This is a genomic window from Microvirga pudoricolor (genome assembly GCF_016892705.1).
GTDB lineage: Bacteria > Pseudomonadota > Alphaproteobacteria > Rhizobiales > Beijerinckiaceae > Microvirga > Microvirga pudoricolor.
The window spans coordinates 168539-186497 of the sequence record NZ_JAFEMB010000005.1 but is presented as its reverse complement, the minus strand read 5'-3'; the positions used below and the strand labels follow the sequence as shown (position 1 = coordinate 186497).

Here is a 17959-nt window from a genome sequence, read left to right as displayed (position 1 = left end):
CCATGGCTCTAATTCAGGAAGTCGATTACGGCACGCCGCTTCGTAAGGCGGAGAAGAGCGTGACCGTGACCATCGACGGCGAACCCGTGTCGGTCCCGGCGGGCACCTCCGTCATGGCGGCCTCCATGATGATGGGCACCAAGATCCCGAAGCTGTGCGCCACCGACTCGCTCGAGCCCTTCGGGTCCTGCCGGCTCTGCCTCGTGGAGATCGAGGGTCGGCGCGGGACCCCCGCCTCCTGCACCACGCCCGTCGAGGACGGCATGGTGGTCTCCACCCAGACCCCGCGCTTGGCCGAGCTGCGGCGGGGCGTGATGGAGCTCTATATCTCCGATCATCCGCTCGATTGCCTCACCTGTTCGGCCAATGGCGATTGCGAGCTGCAAGACATGGCGGGGGCGGTCGGCCTGCGGGAGGTGCGCTACGGCTACGAGGGCGAGAACCACCTGAAGGCGCCGAAAGACGAGTCGAATCCTTATTTCACTTTCGAGGATTCGAAATGCATCGTCTGCTCGCGCTGTGTGAGGGCCTGCGAGGAGGTGCAGGGGACCTTCGCGCTCACCATCCAGGGTCGCGGCTTCGATTCCCGGGTTTCTCCGGGCGGGATGGATTTCTTCGGGTCCGAATGCGTCTCCTGCGGAGCCTGCGTCCAGGCCTGCCCCACCGCGACGCTCAACGAAAAGAGCGTCATCGAACTCGGGACGCCCGAGCATTCCGTCGTGACGACCTGCGCCTATTGCGGCGTGGGCTGCTCGTTCAAGGCCGAGATGAAAGGCAGCACCGTGGTGCGAATGGTGCCCTACAAGGACGGCAAGGCCAATGAAGGCCATTCCTGCGTCAAGGGCCGCTTCGCCTGGGGTTATGCCACCCACAGGGATCGCATCAAGAAGCCGATGGTCCGCGAGAAGATCACGGACCCGTGGCGGGAGGTCTCCTGGGAGGAGGCGTTGACCCGCGCGGCGTCGGAATTCAAGCGCCTCCAAGCCAAGTATGGGAGGGATGCCGTCGGCGGCATCACGTCGTCCCGCTGCACGAACGAGGAGACGTTCCTGGTTCAGAAATTGATCCGCGCAGGCTTTGGGAACAATAACGTCGATACCTGCGCCCGTGTGTGCCACTCGCCGACGGGCTACGGTCTCAAGACGACGCTCGGCACCTCGGCGGGCACGCAGGATTTCGCGTCCGTCGCCGACGCGGACGTGATCGTGGTGATCGGCGCCAACCCCACCGACGGACACCCGGTCTTCGCCTCACGGATGAAGAAGCGCCTGCGCGAGGGCGCCCGGCTCATCGTCATCGATCCCCGCCGGATCGATCTCGTGAAATCACCGCATGTCGAGGCCGATTTCCACCTGCCGCTGCGGCCCGGCACCAACGTGGCGATGATCAATGCCCTCTCCCATGTGATCGTGACCGAGGGACTGGTCGACGAAGCCTATGTGCGCGAGCGCTGCGACCTCGACGACTTCGAGTCCTGGGCCCGGTTCATTGCCGACGAGCGCCACTCGCCGGAGGCCTTGGAATCCCTGACCGGCGTTTCGGCCGCGGATGTGCGAGGCGCCGCCCGCCTCTTCGCCACGGGAGGCAACGGGGCGATCTATTACGGCCTCGGCGTCACCGAGCACAGCCAGGGATCCACCATGGTCATGGGAATGGCGAACCTCGCCATGGCGACCGGCAATATCGGGCATTCCGGCGTCGGCGTGAATCCGTTGCGCGGGCAGAATAACGTCCAGGGCTCCTGCGATATGGGCTCATTCCCCCATGAATTTTCCGGCTATCGGCATGTTTCCGACGATGCCACGCGGCAGATGTTCGAGGCCTTCTGGGGCGTGCCCCTCAACGACGAGCCGGGCCTGCGCATCCCCAACATGCTGGACGAAGCGGTGGCGGGCACCTTCAAGGGCCTTTACATCCAGGGAGAAGACATTGCCCAGTCGGACCCCGACACCCAGCACGTAACCGCGGGCCTGATGGCGATGGAGTGCGTCGTCATCCAGGACATCTTCCTGAACGAGACCGCCAAATATGCCCATGTCTTCCTGCCGGGCTCCTCCTTCCTGGAAAAGGACGGCACCTTCACCAACGCCGAGCGGCGCATCAACCGAGTGCGCAAGGTCATGGCACCGCTGGGCGGCCTTGCGGACTGGGAGGTCACCATCGCGCTCGCGGGCAAGCTCGGGTTCCCCATGAACTACAAGCATCCCGGCGAAATCATGGATGAGATCGCGAAGCTCACTCCCACCTTCGCAGGCGTCTCCTACGAGAAGCTGGATATGTTGGGATCGATCCAGTGGCCGTGCAACGACGATGCGCCGCGCGGGACGCCCATGATGCACGTCGACCGCTTCGTGCGCGGCAAGGGCAAGTTCATGATCACCGAATTCGTGCCCACCGAGGAGCGGACGGGGCCGCGCTTCCCGCTGATCCTGACGACGGGACGGATCCTGACCCAGTACAATGTGGGCGCCCAGACGCGGCGAACCGCCAATAGCCTCTGGCATGAGCAGGACGTCCTGGAGATCCATCCCTTCGACGCGGAGAGCCGTGGCATCGTGGACGGTGATCTCGTTGCACTGGAAAGCCGCTCCGGCGACATCTCGCTCCGGGCCGAGATCAGCGAGCGTATGCAGCCCGGCATCGTCTATACGACGTTTCACCATGCCAAGACCGGCGCCAACGTGATCACCACGGACTATTCGGACTGGGCCACGAATTGTCCCGAGTACAAGGTGACGGCGGTGCAGGTTCGCCGGACCAACCGGCCGTCCGACTGGCAGGCGAGGTTCTACGAGGAGGACGTGGCCCTGAAGCGGATCGAGACGCGGTTCGATGCGGCGGAGTAAGGTCGATACGCTCCTGCCCGCCGCGACGCGGGCCGCCGCCACGGTCATCGGCTTTGGTGGGCGTGACGCCGATTCCGCCGAACGCGCGCTGCCGGCGGAGGTCCCGGTCAACTTCGTCTATGGCGGCATTCCTTTTGCGGTCATGATGGCCACGCCAGCCGATATCGAGGATTTCGCCTATGGGTTCAGCCTCACGGAAGGGATCGTCAGGCAAGCGAGCGAAGTGCGGGGGATCCGGCTGGAGCCTGCGGATCGCGGGCTCGTCTGTTCCATCGATCTGAGCGCCGAGCGCCTGCGGGACCATTTGGCCCGCAAGAGGGCTCTGTCTGGGCGAACGGGCTGCGGCCTATGCGGGGTCGAGGATCTCGCCTCCCTGCCCGGCGCGGCCGCGCCCCAGGGCCGAGCCCCCAGCATCGCCGTCGATGCGATCCGAAAGGCTCTGGAAGCCCTGGAGCGGCATCAGCCTCTCAACGATGTCACCCGCGCCGTCCATGCGGCTGCTTGGTCATCTCTCGACGGTGTCCTGCTCTTCGTGAGGGAGGACGTAGGCCGTCACAATGCCTTGGACAAGCTGATCGGCGCCCTCCTCCGTGCGGGTGTGGATCCCGCTTCCGGCTTCGTCGTGGTGACAAGCCGCTGTTCCTTCGAGTTGGTCGAGAAGGTGGCCGCCTTCGGGGCTCGCACCCTCGTGGCGATTTCCGCACCGACATCTCTCGCCCTCGATCGAGCCCGCGCGCTCGACATCACCCTGGCCGCCATCGCCCGGCGCGATTCGATGACGGTGTTCCATGGGGTTGAGCGCATCCTGACCGAGAGCGTCTCCGCATGAACCCCGACAAGCTGATCCGGATGGCCAACCAGATCGCGGCTTTCTTTCGCTCATACCCTGAGGATCAGGCCATGGCAGGAATACGGGATCATATGGTTGCGTTCTGGACGCCGGGAATGCGGCGCCAGATCCTGGCCCACGCAAATCTGGAAGGCCCGGGGCTCGATCCGCTCGTGGCCAAGGCCCTGCGGACGTTCCAGGTGGCGGAGAGCCCAATCGAGAAGGGTATTTGCCGGGCCTGACGAGCTTGGGCCGATGGGGAGCGATGCCGGCTGAACGCCGGCAGGGTCGCGCCGGACGACGAGGTCTTCGAGGGGCGCGGTAAACCAGGCCGCGCCCAGTCGATGTCAGGAGTGGTGCGCCAAGGCCTTTTCGGCTTCCATCAGGACGTCGAGGGCTCGCCAAGGCTTCGGGATGAAGCGGACATTGCGCAGTCCCTTGTCGAGGTCGTCGTCAAGAGGCGCACCGGAGGTCAACACCACTCGCACCCACGGCCATTTCAGGCGGACCGTGCGGGCGAGGTCCACCCCATCGAGCCGTGAAGACGTTCGCACATCCGCGAAGAGGAACGCCACGTCGCCCGCGTTGCCCGAGAGGTAGTTCATGGCCTCCTGGGTGTTCTCCGTCTCGACCACCTCCAGGTCGGTCTCCTCCAGCAGAGCAGCGGCAAGATCACGCACTTCGTCCTCGTCTTCCACGATCAACGCGACTCTCGGCTGTTTGACGGCTTGTCCCATTTTGCCAGTCTCCTCTCTGGTTCTTCGCTGCATGGATCTTGGTCTGCCGAAGCGCAGAGCCGTTCAGGCGAAAGGCACGTCGTCGGGGGTGCAATTCGGGCTCGAGGCGTATGACAGGCAGGGAGAGGGCGCCAGAATCCCTTGACGCGGCCTTGGGTGGCCGTTGCAGGCGAGTGACATGGAGGCGTCCCCTCAGGCAGGCGGACGCGAGGCCCGTCGCATGAATCTAGGACGCAAACAAAGCCAAGGCGAAAATGTTTCACCTTGGCCGTTTGAAAAACCTACAACTTTGGATTTAGATCACTCGCGGCTAGTTCGCGAAAGAATGGCATACAGGGATAGCCCAGCCAGGAGGCCGATCCCGAGCGCGACGGCCGGATGAGCGCGAACACCCTCGTAAGCCCCCGTCGCGTATTCGCGGGGGGTGGAGGCACCGATGACACGTCGCGCCTTCCAGAGGTTCTCGCGCCGTGCATGGACGGACAGCTCGAAGCCATCGTCCTCCAGCTCATGGATATCGATGCTGTTGCGGGCAAATCCGCTGTCCACCAATCGCCGGGCTGCCTGATTGGCGGCCTTGCGCGTGGAATAGATTGCCCTAGCGACATTGGCACTCGACATGGATCATCCTCTCTCAATGGCGCAGGGCAAATTCCAAACGGGCGGCTAAGGTTCCCAGGCATCTCGGCGCGCTTGGGCGCCCATCGCCGCACCGCCCCCCGGTGGGCTTAACTTTCCCATGGAAAGCAGCTACATAGCCCGGCAGAACGAAACCCCGCCGCCGCTCGCGCTCCTGGCGCTGAAGCCGGCAGGACCAGTCCTTGATATCGGTGTCATGGCCGGCCGAGCCGGGCTCTCTGCCCTGCCGCCCTGACGATGGTGCGTGGAGGCCTCGGTCACCCCGCACGGAATTCCATTTGAGAAAGCGACCCCGCGGATGAATGCGCCCGCACCCAAAGTCTCGTTCGTGTCTCTCGGCTGCCCGAAGGCCCTGGTGGATTCCGAGCGGATCATCACCCAGCTTCGCGCGCAAGGGTATGAGCTGACCAAGCGCCATGACGGGGCGGATCTGGTCATCGTCAATACCTGCGGGTTCCTCGACAGCGCCAAGGCCGAATCCCTCGATGCCATCGGGCAGGCCATGGCCGAGAACGGCAAGGTGATCGTGACGGGCTGCATGGGCGCGGAGCCGGGCCCGATCCTCGATAAGTTTCCGAACGTGCTCGCCATCACGGGGCCGCAGCAATACGAGTCCGTGGTCAGCGCGGTCCATCAGGCGGCGCCTCCGGCCCACGATCCCTTCGTGGATCTCGTGCCGCCCCAGGGCGTGAAGCTGACGCCCCGGCACTATGCCTACCTGAAGATTTCCGAGGGCTGCAGCAATCGCTGCACCTTCTGCATCATCCCCAAGCTGCGCGGCGACCTCGTGAGCCGCCCCGTCGGCGATGTGCTGCGCGAGGCCGAGAAGCTCGCCAAGGCGGGCGTCAAGGAACTGCTCGTCATCTCCCAGGATACGAGCGCCTACGGCCTCGACATCAAGTACCAGCCGAGCCTTTGGAAGGATCGCGAGGTACGCACCCGCTTCTTCGACTTGGCGCGGGAGCTGGGCGAGCTCGGCATGTGGGTGCGCATGCACTACGTCTATCCGTACCCGCACGTGGACGAGGTGATTCCGTTGATGGCCGAGGGGAAGATCCTTCCCTATCTCGACATCCCGTTCCAGCACGCCTCGCCTACCGTTCTCAAGGCCATGCGCCGCCCAGCGCACCAGGAGCGTACCCTCGACAAGATTCGCAAGTGGCGCGAGATCTGTCCGGACCTCGCCATCCGGTCGACTTTCATCGTCGGCTTCCCCGGTGAGACCGAGGCGGACGTGGACTTCCTGATGGAGTGGCTGAAGGAAGCCAAGCTCGACCGGGTCGGCTGCTTCCGTTACGAGCCTGTGGCGGGTGCTCCCGCCAACGAGATCGGCACCCCCGTTCCGCCCGAGGCCAAGGACGAGCGCTGGCATCGCTTCATGAAGACCCAGCGCGAGGTAAGCGCAAGGCTCCTCAAGAACAAGGTCGGCAAGCGCATCCCCGTCATCATCGACGAGCCGGGCTCCACCGTCGCCAAGGGGCGCAGCAAATACGACGCGCCGGAGATCGACGGCTCCGTCTACGTCGCCTCCCGGCGTCCCTTGCGGGCGGGCGACATCGTCACCGTGAAGATCGAACGCTCGGACGAGTACGATCTGCACGGCGTGGCTGTATGATTCCCTCGCCGTCCTTCCTCGGCCTTCCCGATCACCTCGCCGAGGGGCATGCGCCTCGTATCGTGCTCTTCGGCGCAGGTCATGGCAGCACTTATCCCGGCCAGGATAGCAGCGGCCAAGCCCTGGCTGCCCATGCCATCCGGGCAGCGAGCCAGGAAGATGCCCCGTTGATCGAGCACTGGGATTTCGATCTCGGCGGCCCGCTGTTCGACGGCAAGCCGGTCTGCTGCATCGACGCCGGCGATGTCCCGACCAGGATGCAGGACAATGCCGGAAACCGCGCCCGGATCGAGGCGAAGACCCGCGAGATCCTGGCATTGGGAGCCGTACCGATCCTGCTCGGCGGCGACGATTCCGTACCCATTCCCTTTTTTGCCGGTTTTGCGGACCATGGCCCGGTCTGGATCCTGCAGATCGACGCCCATATCGACTGGCGCGACGAACTCCATGGCGAACGCGACGGCTATTCGAGCCCCATGCGCCGGGCGAGCGAGATGCCGCATGTCACTGGCATGGTGCAGGTCGGCCTTCGCAGCGTCGGGAGTGCACGAGCGGCCGAAATCGAAGCGGCGATGCGTTACGGCAGCCGCTTTGTGACCGCCCGCAAGATCCACGCTCAGGGCGTCGAGGCGGCTCTCCGGCATATTCCTGAAGGAGCGCGGGTCGTCGTGACGCTAGACTGCGACGGCCTCGATCCCAGCGTAATGCCAGGAGTCGCGTCAAGAACGCCGGGCGGTCTCACCTATACGCAGGTAATCGACCTGATCGCAGGGCTCGGCAAACGGGCCAGAATCGCAGGCTTCGACCTCGTCGAACTCTACCCTCCCAACGACATCAGCGGTCTATCCGCCCTGACCGCCGCTCGCCTTGTCGCCAACGCGATTGGTAGCATCGTTCGTCAAGCTTGATCTCCATATCGAAGGTTTGGCCGAAGCCGAACTTGCCCCGCGCCCCGGCGGAGTGCAGACGCGCCGGGCTGTCTCTGTGGAGGGTGATGATATCCATGCCCTTTGGAGACCGTTGATATCGTTCACTCCCTGAGTTTACACCCAAGGCTGAAAGTCCTCGGGGTAAAGAATTGCCGGATGGCGATTTGAGCCAACGGCGATGTTGATTGTCGCGATATGCAACTGACCTATAGGGCCTATGCCGTCCTCATCGTAGTAAAGCCTGCCATTGCTAGGATCATAGATGACGTGATCCGATGCGTCTTTTGGCTTCGAACCGATTTCCAAACAGCCATACCAAAGACCATTTCGATCAAAGGTAAGCCCTTTGAAAACAGTCTGATCTAAAGCGATATCATCCTCGGATGAGAGGAAATCCAAGATGATGGAGGGTTCCGCTTTGATGGAATACGGGTTGAAGTCGAAGACGTAGAGATCGTTTCCTGGCCCGCCGCTTAGTTCGTTTCTGCCTAGGCCGCCGGAAAGTGTATCCGCGCCTTCCCCACCGCTGATATAGTCGTGATCTGCACCACCGCGTAGAATGTCATCTCCTCCGAAACCTTCCAGCGTGTCGTTGCCACCGTCGCCAGAGAATGAATTCTTCTCACGCCCACCGGCTATCCGATCATTCCCCTGCCCGCCGGAAACTTCGATAGTATAGTTGATTTTATTGAGTGAATTATTCTGCCAGTACCTGTCGTCGCCGCCATTCAGGTCGACACGCCCGTAAATATGACCATGATTGAGGATCTCATCTCCCCAGGATCCAAGCTGGATATGACCTTCGATAGCGCCGGTATTCTCGATGCTGATGCCGGATTGATCGATTTCGACGGGCCTTGCATAGGCTGCCTGATGAACGGCATATCCGTTCACCATGCCTTTGATCGAACCGTTATTGTAGATGCGAATATTTCCTGCCGCAGAAGCGATCTCGATCACACCCGTCGTGTCGTTTTCCTGAGCCAACATGAGTGAATCGTTAGTGAGAACGTGCTTGCCCGTTTCAAAATAGACCGCGCTTTTCTTTCCGTTGATGTATCCGCTCGAATAGATCCCGCCTGTATAGGAGTCGTAATTGTGAATGTTGTTGTTTTCACCCGCCACTCGCACGGCAATGGGCGTCGCCTCGAATGGGGCATAAATATTGACCAAACCATAATTGAGTACGGTGTTGTTATAGCCCTCGAGATTGATGGACACCCTCTGTTTGGCGGAGATCCCTTCGGCCCGGAGGAAGCTGTGAGCGCCTTCCAAGCTCACGCCTGTTCCATCTGCGGTCAGTTGCTTCACTGAAATGTCGTTGTATTCGCCATGCGCGCGAATGCCGAATTGCCCGGCGTAGATGCCTCCATTGTCCATTGAGACACGATTGTGGCCGGCCAGGGTCATGAAGCTGCTCTGATCCGCCCCGTTAATATATTTATAAAGCGCCCGCGGATGCGTTTCCGTAAATGTATCCCCGAGCGCCAGAGCGTAGGTCGTCTTGTTTTCCCTTTCGAAGACTTCCGAATTCCACTCGTAATGACGAACCATTTGGCCCCCCTAGGCGCGACAATACGAGATCATGAAATCGAAACGTTATACTGTAAATAGATAAAATGATTGGGCGCTCGCTCAGATTGCATGCCCCCGACGTGCACCGCTTGGCGAACGCTTCTCACTGATGCTCAAAACAAAAAAGGCAGCCGGATCGACCAGCTGCCCTCATGTCTTGCGCGCCAATATCGCTTATTGCGGCAGCTTGTCGTCGATGCCCTTCACGTAGAAGTTCATGCCGAGAACCTGCTCGTCGGAGAGAGCGCCGTCGCCCTTGCACTCCACCTGGCTGCCGTCCTGCTTCACGATCGGGCACTTGAACGGGTTGAGCGCGCCGGACTTGATGGCGGCTTCCGTATCCTGAGCAAGCTTCTTCACGTCGTCGGGCATGTTCTTATAAGGCGACATGACGACCATGTGGGCGTCGATGCCACCCCATGTGTCTTCCGACTTCCAGGTGTTCTCCAAAGCCGCCTTGGTGCGGGCGACATAATAATCCGACCAGTTGTCGATGATGGCGGTCAGCTGGCCCTTGGGGGCGAAACGCTCCATGTCCGAGGCTTGGCCGAAGCCGAACTTGCCGCGCGCCTCGGCGGCCTGGAGCGGGGCCGGGCTGTCGGTGTGCTGGGCGATGATGTCGACGCCCTGGTCGAGCAGCGCCTTGCCGGCATCGGCTTCCTTCGCCGGGTCGTACCAGGAATTCGCCCAGACGACCTTGATCTTGATGTTCGGGTTCACCGACTGGGCGCCGAGGAAGTACGAGTTGATGCCCGCCACCACCTCTGGGATCGGGAAGGCGCCCACATAGCCGATGGTGCCGGTCTTCGACATCTTGCCGGCGATCTGGCCGATGATGTAGCGGCCCTCGTGGAACTTGGCCGCGTAGGTGGACACATTCGGCGCGCGCTTGAAGCCGGTGGCGTGCTCGAACTTCACGTTCGGGTACTTCTTGGCCACCTTGAGGGTGGGCTCCATGAAGCCGAAAGAGGTGGTGAAGATCAGCTTATGGCCGGTGCGGGCCAGCTGCTCGATGGCACGCTCGGAATCGGCCTCCGGCACGCTCTCCACGTAGGTGGTTTCAACCTTGTCGCCAAAGGCCTTCACGATGGCCTGGCGGCCCACATCGTGCTGGTAGGACCAGCCGTGATCGCCGACCGGGCCCACATAGATGAAGCCGATCTTCAGCTTCTCCTGGGCGCTGGCGCTTCCGGCGGTGAGAGCAAGGGCCGCGGCTCCTGCCAAAACGCCCATCATGACCCGTAACTTCATGCTTCGTTCCCCTGGAAAGAGTTTCGTATTCCATACAAGACGCCACGACTCCTGCAAGGGAGACTTAGTGATCACTTTTTCGGCAATTGCCTACCGGTCAGGCACGAACGGCACTCCGAGAGAGCCCGGCGCGCCGATGGCCCGCCCGTGACGAATGGACAGGGCCAGCAAAGCCAGGATCGTCGCCAGATACGGGATCGCCGAGAGGGCCTGCGAGGGCAGGCCGAACTGGGCCGCCTGCGCATGGAGCTGGAGGACGGAGGCTGTGCCAAAGATGTAGGCCCCAACCAGCACCCAGCCCGGACGCCACGCCGCGAAGACGACCAGCGCCAGGGCAATCCAGCCGCGCCCGGATGTCATCCCGGGGGACCAGAAGCGGGTATAGACCAGCGCCAGATAGGTGCCCGCGAGACCCGCGCAGGCCCCGCCGAACAGGATGGCCAGGACACGGATCTTCAGGACCGGGAGCCCAAGAGCATGCGCGGAGGTGTGGCTTTCGCCTACCGAGCGAAGCTTCAGGCCCGCCCGTGTCCTGCCAAGAAAATAGGCAACGCCGACGGTGAGGATGATCGAGCCGTAGACGAAAATGTCCTGGGCAAAAAGCAGACGCCCGATCACCGGAATGTCGCTGAGAACCGGGATCACGATGTGACCGATGGGTTCGCGCCGCGCACCTACGAAAGGCGCACCGATGAGACCGGACAAGCCGAGGCCCAGGATGGTCAACGCCAGCCCGGAGCCGACTTGGTTGGCCGCGAATCCCAAGACGGCAATCGCAAACAGCCCCGACATCAGGGTTCCGGCCAGCATGCCGGCCAAAACACCGGCAAGGGTTGAGTCGAAGGTCACGGCCGCCGCGAAACTGCAGGCCGCGCCCATGATCATCATGCCCTCGACACCGAGGTTGAGGACACCTGAGCGCTCCGTCACCAGCTCGCCGATGGCCGCGATGAGGAACGGCGTGGACGCCGTCACGATGGTGAGGAGGATGGCCTCGAACATGGTCATGAATGCGCTCCCCTTCTGACGAGACGGATGCGGTAGCTCACCATGGCGTCCGCGATGAGAACGCACAGCAGCAGGATGCCCTGGAAAGCTTGCGTGAGGTCGAGGGGCAGCTTCAGCAGGATCTGGGCGCTCTCGCCGCCGATGAAGGTGAGCGCCAAGACAAGGGACGCCACGAGGATGCCGAAGGCGTTGAGGCGGCCCAGGAACGCCACGGTGATGGCGGTGAAGCCGTAGCCCGGCGAGATCGAGGGCTGAATCTGGCCGATCTGGCCCGACACCTCGACGATGCCCGCCAGGCCCGCGAGGCCTCCGGAGATCGCGAAAACCATGAGCGTCGTGGTCTTGGAGTCGAACCCGGCGAAGCGGGCGGCCCGGGGCGCATCGCCCGCGAGCCTCAGTCGGTAGCCGAACAGCGAGCGCCCGACGATGATCGCCGTGGCGATCACGGCCAGCAGCGCGAAGACCGAACCCCAATGCACGCCTCCTTCGAAGATCGTCGGCAGGGTGGCGGACGGATCGAAGGTGACCGATTGCGGAAAGTTGAAGCCTTTCGGGTCTCGCCAGGGTCCCCGCGCCAGATAATCGAGGGTCAGCTGCGCGATATAGACCAGCATCAGGCTGGTCAGGATCTCGTTGACGCCGAAGCGCGTCTTCAAAAAGGCCGGGATCAGGCCATAGAGCGCGCCGCCGACGACACCGAGGATCAGCATGAGCGGCAGAACCCACATCCCGGCATCCGTTCCGTGGGTCTTGAGCGCCAGCCAGCTTCCGAGCACGGCGCCCATCACGTATTGACCCTCCGCCCCGATGTTCCAGAGATTGGCCCGGAAGCAATAGGACAGGCCGATGGCGATGAGCGCGAGAGGCGTGGCCTTCTCGACGATTTCCTGGATCGACCAAGGATCGCTGAGCGGCTGGACCACATAGACATCGAAGGCCGCCGCGGGGGAGCGGCCCATGAGCCAGATCACGAGGCCGGCGATCAGGAACGAGACCGCGAAAGCCGCAATCGAGGCCGCGGCTCGCATCCAGGGCGCGACCGTGAGGCGCGGGGTCAGCTCAAGGCGCATGGGCGGTCTCCGACGAGCGGGCGACGCCCAACATTTCGAGGCCGATAGCCTCGCGAGTCCATTCCGGGGCCGGACGCAGCGGGCTCAGGTGCCCGTGCTGGATCACGGCGATCCGGTCCGCGATCTCGAACAGCTCATCAAGATCCTGGCTGATCAACACCACGGCGCCGCCCTCGGCGGCGAGATCGACCAGGGCCTGGCGGATGAGCCGCGCCGCGCCCGCATCGACGCCCCATGTCGGCTGGTCGACCACGAGCAGCTTCGGACGGCGGATGATCTCCCGGCCGATGACGAATTTCTGCAGGTTCCCGCCGGAAAGCTTGCGGGCCTGGGCCTCCTCCTGGCCCGGGGTGCGCACGTCGAAGCCCTGGATGATGGCCTTGGCGAGGCGCTTGGCGGCCTTGGTGACGATGAAGCCCGACCGGCTCACCTCCCCGCCCGCATGGTGGGAAATCAGCACGTTGTCGCTCAGGCGATGGGTGGGCGCGGCCGCGTGGCCCAGGCGCTCCTCCGGGACGAAAGCCGCGCCGGTGCGGCGCCGCGCATCGACCCCGGACAGGCCGGCCGGCTTGCCGGAGATGACCACCGCGTCGTCCCGCACCGCCGCCACTTCGCCCGAGAGAGCGGCGAAAAGCTCGCTCTGGCCATTCCCGGCGACGCCCGCGATGCCGACGATCTCGCCCGCATGGGCGATGAGCTCGATGTCCTTCAGGGATTGGCCGTGGAGCACGGTGGCCGGGACCGACAGGCCGCGCACGGCGAGGATTTCGGTTTCGCCGGGGGGCTTATGAGCCGCCCTCACCTCGCCCACCTCGGCGCCGACCATCATGGCGGCGATCTCGCGGGCGCTGCGCTCGCGCGGGTCGAGGGTGCCCACGACGCGTCCGCCCCGCAGGATGGTGGCGGCCCGGCACAGGCGGCGGACCTCTTCGAGCTTGTGGGAGATGTACAGGATCGCGCAGCCGTCGAGCACCAGCTTGTCGAGGGTCTGGAACAGGTTCTCGGCCTCCTGGGGCGTCAGCACGGAGGTCGGCTCGTCGAGGATGAGCAGCTTCGGGTTCTGCAGCAGGCAGCGCACGATCTCGATGCGCTGGCGCTCGCCCGCCGAAAGGGTCCAGACGGCCCGATCCGGCTCAAGCGACAGGCCGTAGGCCGTGCTGATCTCGCCGATCCGGGCGCGGACGGCCCTCAAGGACCAGTCTTCCGAGAGTGCGACCGCGATGTTCTCGGCCACGGTCAGCTCGTCGAACAGCGAAAAGTGCTGGAAGACCATACCGATGCCGAGGGCGCGTGCCTCAACCGGGGACGTGATGGCGACCGGACGCCCCTCCCACAGGATTTCGCCCTCGGTCGGCTCGATGACCCCATACAGGATCTTCACGAGGGTTGACTTCCCCGCCCCGTTCTCGCCCAGGAGGGCGTGGACCTCGCCCGGTTTGAGGGCGAGATTGACATTGTCGTTTGCGAGAAGATCACCGTAGCGCTTGCTGATGCCCTTGAGTTCCACAAGGGCGGGTGTCGACGGAACATCCGATATCACGCGCGACGGCCTCAACGTTTGTTGTCAGAGGGAAGACCCTTGATGCGTCTCTCCGGGCTTGCCTTCGCGAAGGCTCCGGGCCGATAAGCATCCATGTTCTCCTGAAGGTTATCATAATGGCCTACTTTACCTGTCGGCAACGGGGGAAACCGGGCGGCCGGGCTTATCCCCAGACCGCCCTGCCCTGTCCTGCGGCACCGGGAGCCCTCGCATGAGCGGTGCCTCGTTCCACATCGCCGTGGTCGGCGCGGGCGCGACCGGCATCGCCGCCGCCATCGCCTTCGCGCGGGACGGTTTCCGCACCGCCCTGGTCGGCAGCCTGGAGAGCCGGCCGGACGGGCGCACCGTCGCTCTCATGAACGGATCGATCCGTTTTCTGGAGGCGCTCGGGGTCTGGAGCTCGATCCAGCCGGACGCGGCTGCCCTCGAGACCATGCGCCTCATCGACGACAGCGGCAGCCTCTTCCGCCCGCCCCCGGTGGCCTTCCGGGCGCTGGAGATCGACCTCGACGCCTTCGGGTGGAATGTGGAGAACGCGCTTCTGGTGAGCCGATTGGCGGAGGCGGCCCGACGAGAGAGCTTCCTGACGCTCTTCGAGGGCACGGCCACCGGCATGGCAGCCTCCGACGGGGCCGCATCCCTGACCCTTTCGGACGGCACGGTCATCGCGGCGGACCTCGTCGTGGCGGCGGACGGACGTCGGTCGGCCCTGAGAGTGGGGGCCGGAATCGCCGCCAGAACCTGGTCCTATCCCCAATCGGCCCTGACCACGATCCTGTCCCATGACCGGGAGCACCGTGAGACGTCGACGGAATTTCATACCCGCCATGGACCTTTCACCCTGGTTCCCCTGCCCGGCCGCCGGTCGAGCCTCGTCTGGGTGACGGAGCCTGACAGAGCCAAGAATCTGGCCGACCTCGACGACCGGGCACTCGCCATCGCCATCGAGCGTCAGGCTCAATCGATGCTCGGCGCCATGCGGGTGGACGGGCCCCGGGGCGTCGTGCCCATGAGCGGGCTTTCCGTCGACCGCTACTGGGCTCCCCATCTCGCCCTGATCGGCGAAGCCGCCCATGTGTTCCCGCCCATCGGAGCCCAGGGCCTGAACCTGGGTCTGCGGGACGCAGCGGCCCTGCGCGACGTGGCGGTGGATGCGCGGCGGCAGGGCAAGTTCCTTGGGAGCGACGAGACGCTCCGCGGCTATCAGCGCGGCAGGGACTTCGACGTCCGCCTGCGGACCGCCGCCGTCGATGGCCTGAACCGAACCCTCCTGACCGATCTGATGCCGGCCGACTTCATGCGTGGCGCGGGTCTCCTGGCGGTGAGCGGCATCGGGCCGCTGCGCCGGGCCCTCATGCGGGAGGGCGTGCTGCCCCGCTTCGGCGCTCCGAGCCTGATGCGCCGGGAGCCTCGGGCTCAGGAGAACAGGTCGTAGGGGATGCTGCCCGTCTTGATGAGGTAGAGGACCACCGTCAGCGTGACGATGGAGGCGAGCGTGCCGACCAGCACGCAGGCGGAGGCCCTTTCCACCCCGACATTGTACTGGGTCGAGATCACGAAGATGTTGAGCGCGGGCGGCAGGGCGGCCATGATGATGGCCGCGTAGGTCCAGGCGGGTCCGAAATCTCCGATCGCCGACAGGAGCACCCACGCGAAGAGTGGATGCAGGATCAGCTTGACGAAGACAAGCGCCGGCACCTCGCCCGGCAACCGGCCCAAGGGACGAAGGGCCACCGTCACGCCCATGATGAAGAGCGCGCATGGGGCGGCCGCTCCCGAGAGCCAGGTCACGATCTGGTCCGCCGCCACCGGCAGCTTCAGGTGCCAGTAGCTGGCCACGGCGCCTACGGCCGTTGCGATGTTGAACGGATGGGTCAGGACCCGCCAAACGATGCGGCGTAAGGTTGCGCCCAGGGTCTGCCGCTCGGGATCCGCCCACGACATGAGGAGCGGCACCAGGGTGAACAGCAGCAGGTTGTCGAAGACGAAGATCAGCACGACAGCCGCGGAGGCGTCGCTGCCCAGGGCACCCAGGATCAGCGGAGGGCCCATGTATCCCACATTGGAATAGGACCCGGCTACTCCCTGCATGACCGATTGCGGCAGATCGCGGGTATGCCTCCACCCGGCCGCGAAGGACAACGAGAATGCCGTGAAGGTGCCGATGGTCGTGGCCGCCACGAAGGCCCAATTCGTCAGCTCGTCCAGCGACTTATCGGCGATGAGCCGGTAGAAGAGGCAGGGCAGCGCCACATAGATGAGAAAAAACTGCATCCACGCCAGGCCGGCCTCCGGTTGCCGCACGACCTTGCCGCAAAAGAAGCCGAGCCCGATGAGGCCGAAGAAGGGGGCAAGGAGATTGAAAAGCCCGATCAGGTCGGACATCGCGGATCCATCGTGAGGTGACGCCGCCTTCTGGCAAGCTTTGAGCCCTGCGGCAATGCACGCGGTGAGATGAGAGGCAGTCGCAAAACGCAATCCCGTGGCCGGACCCGCACCATTCCGGGGAGCTATCCCACGGAGCCATTTGGCGTTCAGGCCGCGTGCACTTATATGTTGAGACTAAGGAGTGCGGAGCCATGAAGGCCCTTTCAGCCAAGTTCTCAATCGGCCAAGTCGTGAAGCACCGGGTCTATGCGTTCAGGGGACTGATCTTCGACGTCGATCCGGAATTCGACAATACGGACGAGTGGTGGGAATCAATTCCGGAAGATGTTCGTCCCCGGAAGGACCAGCCTTTCTATCACCTGTTCGCCGAGAATGCGGATTCGGAATACATCGCCTACGTGTCGGAGCAAAACCTCGTCCTCGACCCATCGGAGGAGCCCCTGCGCAACCCGATGATCGACGAAATGTTCGTTCGCCGCCAGGACGGCAGCTATCAGGCGCACCCGATCCTCGCGAACTGATCCTGGGCAGCCAGCCCGGTTAAACGAAAAACGCCGGGCGCGAAGCCCGGCGTTTTTCGTTGCAGCTACCGGCCCGATGGGGACAGCGACCAGAACCTGATGTCAGGGCTTGGGAGCCGTGGGCGCCGCCGGAGCGGGGGCGGGCGCGGCCGGCGCGGCTGCACCGCCTGCCGCGTTGCTCTCAAGACGCTTGCGAAGCTCGTCGCTACGCTTCTCGAGCTCTTCCTGAAGCTTCTTCTGCTGCTCTTCGAGCACCTTCGGGTCGATCGGCGCGCCGTCGAAGGACTTGCCGAATCCCGTGGCCGGCACCGCGAAGGTGACCTCGCGGCCAGCCTGGTTGCGAACGCTCACGTTCAGGTTCTGGCCCTTCTTCATGGAGGCGATGAAATCATCCTTCACGTTCGCCTCGGCGAAGCAGCCGTTCGGGAAGCAGACCGCGTAATCGCCCGGCGTCGCCTGACCCTGGTCCACGGCGAAGCGGATGCCCGGCTTCAGCAGCAGGCCGAGGGGCATCAGAAAGCGGACGATCTTCTGCGGCTGCGGGCCCTTGATGTCGTAGAGAGCAACGGCGAGAACCGGCTGACCCTGGTCGGACACGAAGTCACGGGTCGTGTAGCAGATCTCGGCATTGGTGCCCTGATCCTTGCCGCAGACCTTGGTCCATTCCGGCTGGGACGGCTCGGCCTTCACCTGCACGACCATCGGCCCGGTCTGCTGAGCCTGGGCGGCCTGGCCACCGGCGGGAGCGCCAGGCTGCTGGGCAGGGGCTGCCGGAGCGGCCGGCCTTTGGGCGGGAGCGGCGGGGCGTGCGGGAGCCGGAGCGGTCTGGGCCAGCGCGGGCGCCGCGCCAAGGATGAGCGCCATCGCCGTGGCAATGCCGCAGGAGCCCCCCAGGCTCGCGATTCGAGTCGCGAATGACATGTCTCGTTGTTCCTCTTCAATCGGAAGGCCGGCCCCCTGCATCGGTGAGCCGTGTTGCCCAATGGTGCGGGGGCCTTCAATCAGTTGAGT

Annotated in this window: 16 protein-coding genes; 7 read left to right on the top strand and 9 right to left on the bottom strand. The window is 64.0% G+C overall.

The features are described from left to right. Nucleotides 1-2 precede the first annotated feature (2 nt). Genes fdhF through ILT42_RS16910 form a run of 3 tightly spaced genes read left to right on the top strand, consistent with a single transcriptional unit; the run spans nt 3 to nt 3917 of the window. The gene (gene fdhF, locus ILT42_RS16920) at nt 3-2846 is read left to right on the top strand and encodes a formate dehydrogenase subunit alpha (RefSeq protein WP_204216877.1); all 2844 of its coding nucleotides are present in this window, start codon (nt 3-5) and stop codon (nt 2844-2846) included. Beyond that, complete coding sequence (fdhD, locus tag ILT42_RS16915; protein WP_204216876.1) at nt 2833-3675, top strand: formate dehydrogenase accessory sulfurtransferase FdhD; 843 nt, start codon at nt 2833-2835, stop codon at nt 3673-3675. The genes fdhF and fdhD overlap by 14 nt, the downstream gene beginning before the upstream one ends. Beyond that, nucleotides 3672-3917 (top strand): formate dehydrogenase subunit delta, encoded by a 246-nt coding sequence (locus tag ILT42_RS16910; protein WP_204216875.1) that lies wholly within the window; start codon nt 3672-3674, stop codon nt 3915-3917. Before fdhD ends, ILT42_RS16910 begins: the two co-directional genes overlap by 4 nt. 105 nt (nt 3918-4022) lie before the next feature. Here the strand turns inward: ILT42_RS16910 and ILT42_RS16905 are convergent, their stop codons facing one another. Then, nucleotides 4023-4412, bottom strand: coding sequence for a response regulator (locus ILT42_RS16905; protein ID WP_204216874.1), 390 nt, complete (start codon nt 4410-4412; stop codon nt 4023-4025). Nucleotides 4413-4712: 300 nt separating this feature from the next. Continuing rightward, nucleotides 4713-5033, bottom strand: a complete 321-nt coding sequence (locus tag ILT42_RS16900) for a hypothetical protein (RefSeq protein WP_204216873.1) — start codon at nt 5031-5033, stop codon at nt 4713-4715. 316 nt (nt 5034-5349) lie between these two features. Between ILT42_RS16900 and rimO the strand changes: the two genes are divergently transcribed. Further along, a complete protein-coding gene (rimO, locus tag ILT42_RS16895) occupies nt 5350-6666 on the top strand; it encodes a 30S ribosomal protein S12 methylthiotransferase RimO (RefSeq protein WP_204216872.1) in 1317 nt (438 codons plus the stop codon). Then, nucleotides 6663-7574: an agmatinase gene (locus ILT42_RS16890; RefSeq protein WP_204216871.1), complete on the top strand. Its 912-nt coding sequence runs from the start codon at nt 6663-6665 to the stop codon at nt 7572-7574. Before rimO ends, ILT42_RS16890 begins: the two co-directional genes overlap by 4 nt. A 135-nt stretch (nt 7575-7709) precedes the next feature. On the opposite strand, the gene ILT42_RS16885 is transcribed toward ILT42_RS16890, so the two are convergent. From ILT42_RS16885 to ILT42_RS16865, 5 genes are all read right to left on the bottom strand, one after another. After that, nucleotides 7710-9149 (bottom strand): M10 family metallopeptidase C-terminal domain-containing protein, encoded by a 1440-nt coding sequence (locus ILT42_RS16885; RefSeq protein WP_204216870.1) that lies wholly within the window; start codon nt 9147-9149, stop codon nt 7710-7712. Nucleotides 9150-9344: 195 nt separating this feature from the next. Further along, on the bottom strand, nt 9345-10406 hold the full coding sequence (locus ILT42_RS16880; protein ID WP_204217046.1) for a BMP family ABC transporter substrate-binding protein: 1062 nt from the start codon (nt 10404-10406) through the stop codon (nt 9345-9347). Nucleotides 10407-10511: 105 nt separating this feature from the next. Next, nucleotides 10512-11429, bottom strand: a complete 918-nt coding sequence (locus ILT42_RS16875) for an ABC transporter permease (protein ID WP_204216869.1) — start codon at nt 11427-11429, stop codon at nt 10512-10514. Further along, entirely contained in the window at nt 11426-12499 is a 1074-nt protein-coding gene (locus ILT42_RS16870; RefSeq protein WP_204216868.1) for an ABC transporter permease, read from the bottom strand. The genes ILT42_RS16875 and ILT42_RS16870 overlap by 4 nt, the downstream gene beginning before the upstream one ends. Continuing rightward, a complete protein-coding gene (locus tag ILT42_RS16865; protein ID WP_204216867.1) occupies nt 12489-14039 on the bottom strand; it encodes an ABC transporter ATP-binding protein in 1551 nt (516 codons plus the stop codon). Before ILT42_RS16865 ends, ILT42_RS16870 begins: the two co-directional genes overlap by 11 nt. A 211-nt stretch (nt 14040-14250) precedes the next feature. On the opposite strand from ILT42_RS16865, the gene ILT42_RS16860 reads away from it, so the two are divergent. Next, the gene (locus ILT42_RS16860) at nt 14251-15474 is read left to right on the top strand and encodes a UbiH/UbiF family hydroxylase (RefSeq protein ID WP_204216866.1); all 1224 of its coding nucleotides are present in this window, start codon (nt 14251-14253) and stop codon (nt 15472-15474) included. Here ILT42_RS16860 and ILT42_RS16855 read toward each other — a convergent pair. Continuing rightward, nucleotides 15456-16424 (bottom strand): AEC family transporter, encoded by a 969-nt coding sequence (locus tag ILT42_RS16855; protein ID WP_204216865.1) that lies wholly within the window; start codon nt 16422-16424, stop codon nt 15456-15458. The genes ILT42_RS16860 and ILT42_RS16855 overlap by 19 nt on opposite strands. Before the next feature lie 194 nt (nt 16425-16618). Here ILT42_RS16855 and hspQ point away from each other — a divergent pair, with 194 nt between their 5' ends. Next, nucleotides 16619-16948 carry a heat shock protein HspQ gene (hspQ, locus tag ILT42_RS16850; protein WP_204216864.1) on the top strand — a complete coding sequence of 110 codons (330 nt, stop codon included), beginning with the start codon at nt 16619-16621 and terminating at the stop codon, nt 16946-16948. A gap of 102 nt (nt 16949-17050) precedes the next feature. On the opposite strand, the gene ILT42_RS16845 is transcribed toward hspQ, so the two are convergent. After that, entirely contained in the window at nt 17051-17869 is an 819-nt protein-coding gene (locus tag ILT42_RS16845) for an invasion associated locus B family protein (protein WP_204216863.1), read from the bottom strand. Between the last annotated feature and the right edge of the window lie 90 nt (nt 17870-17959).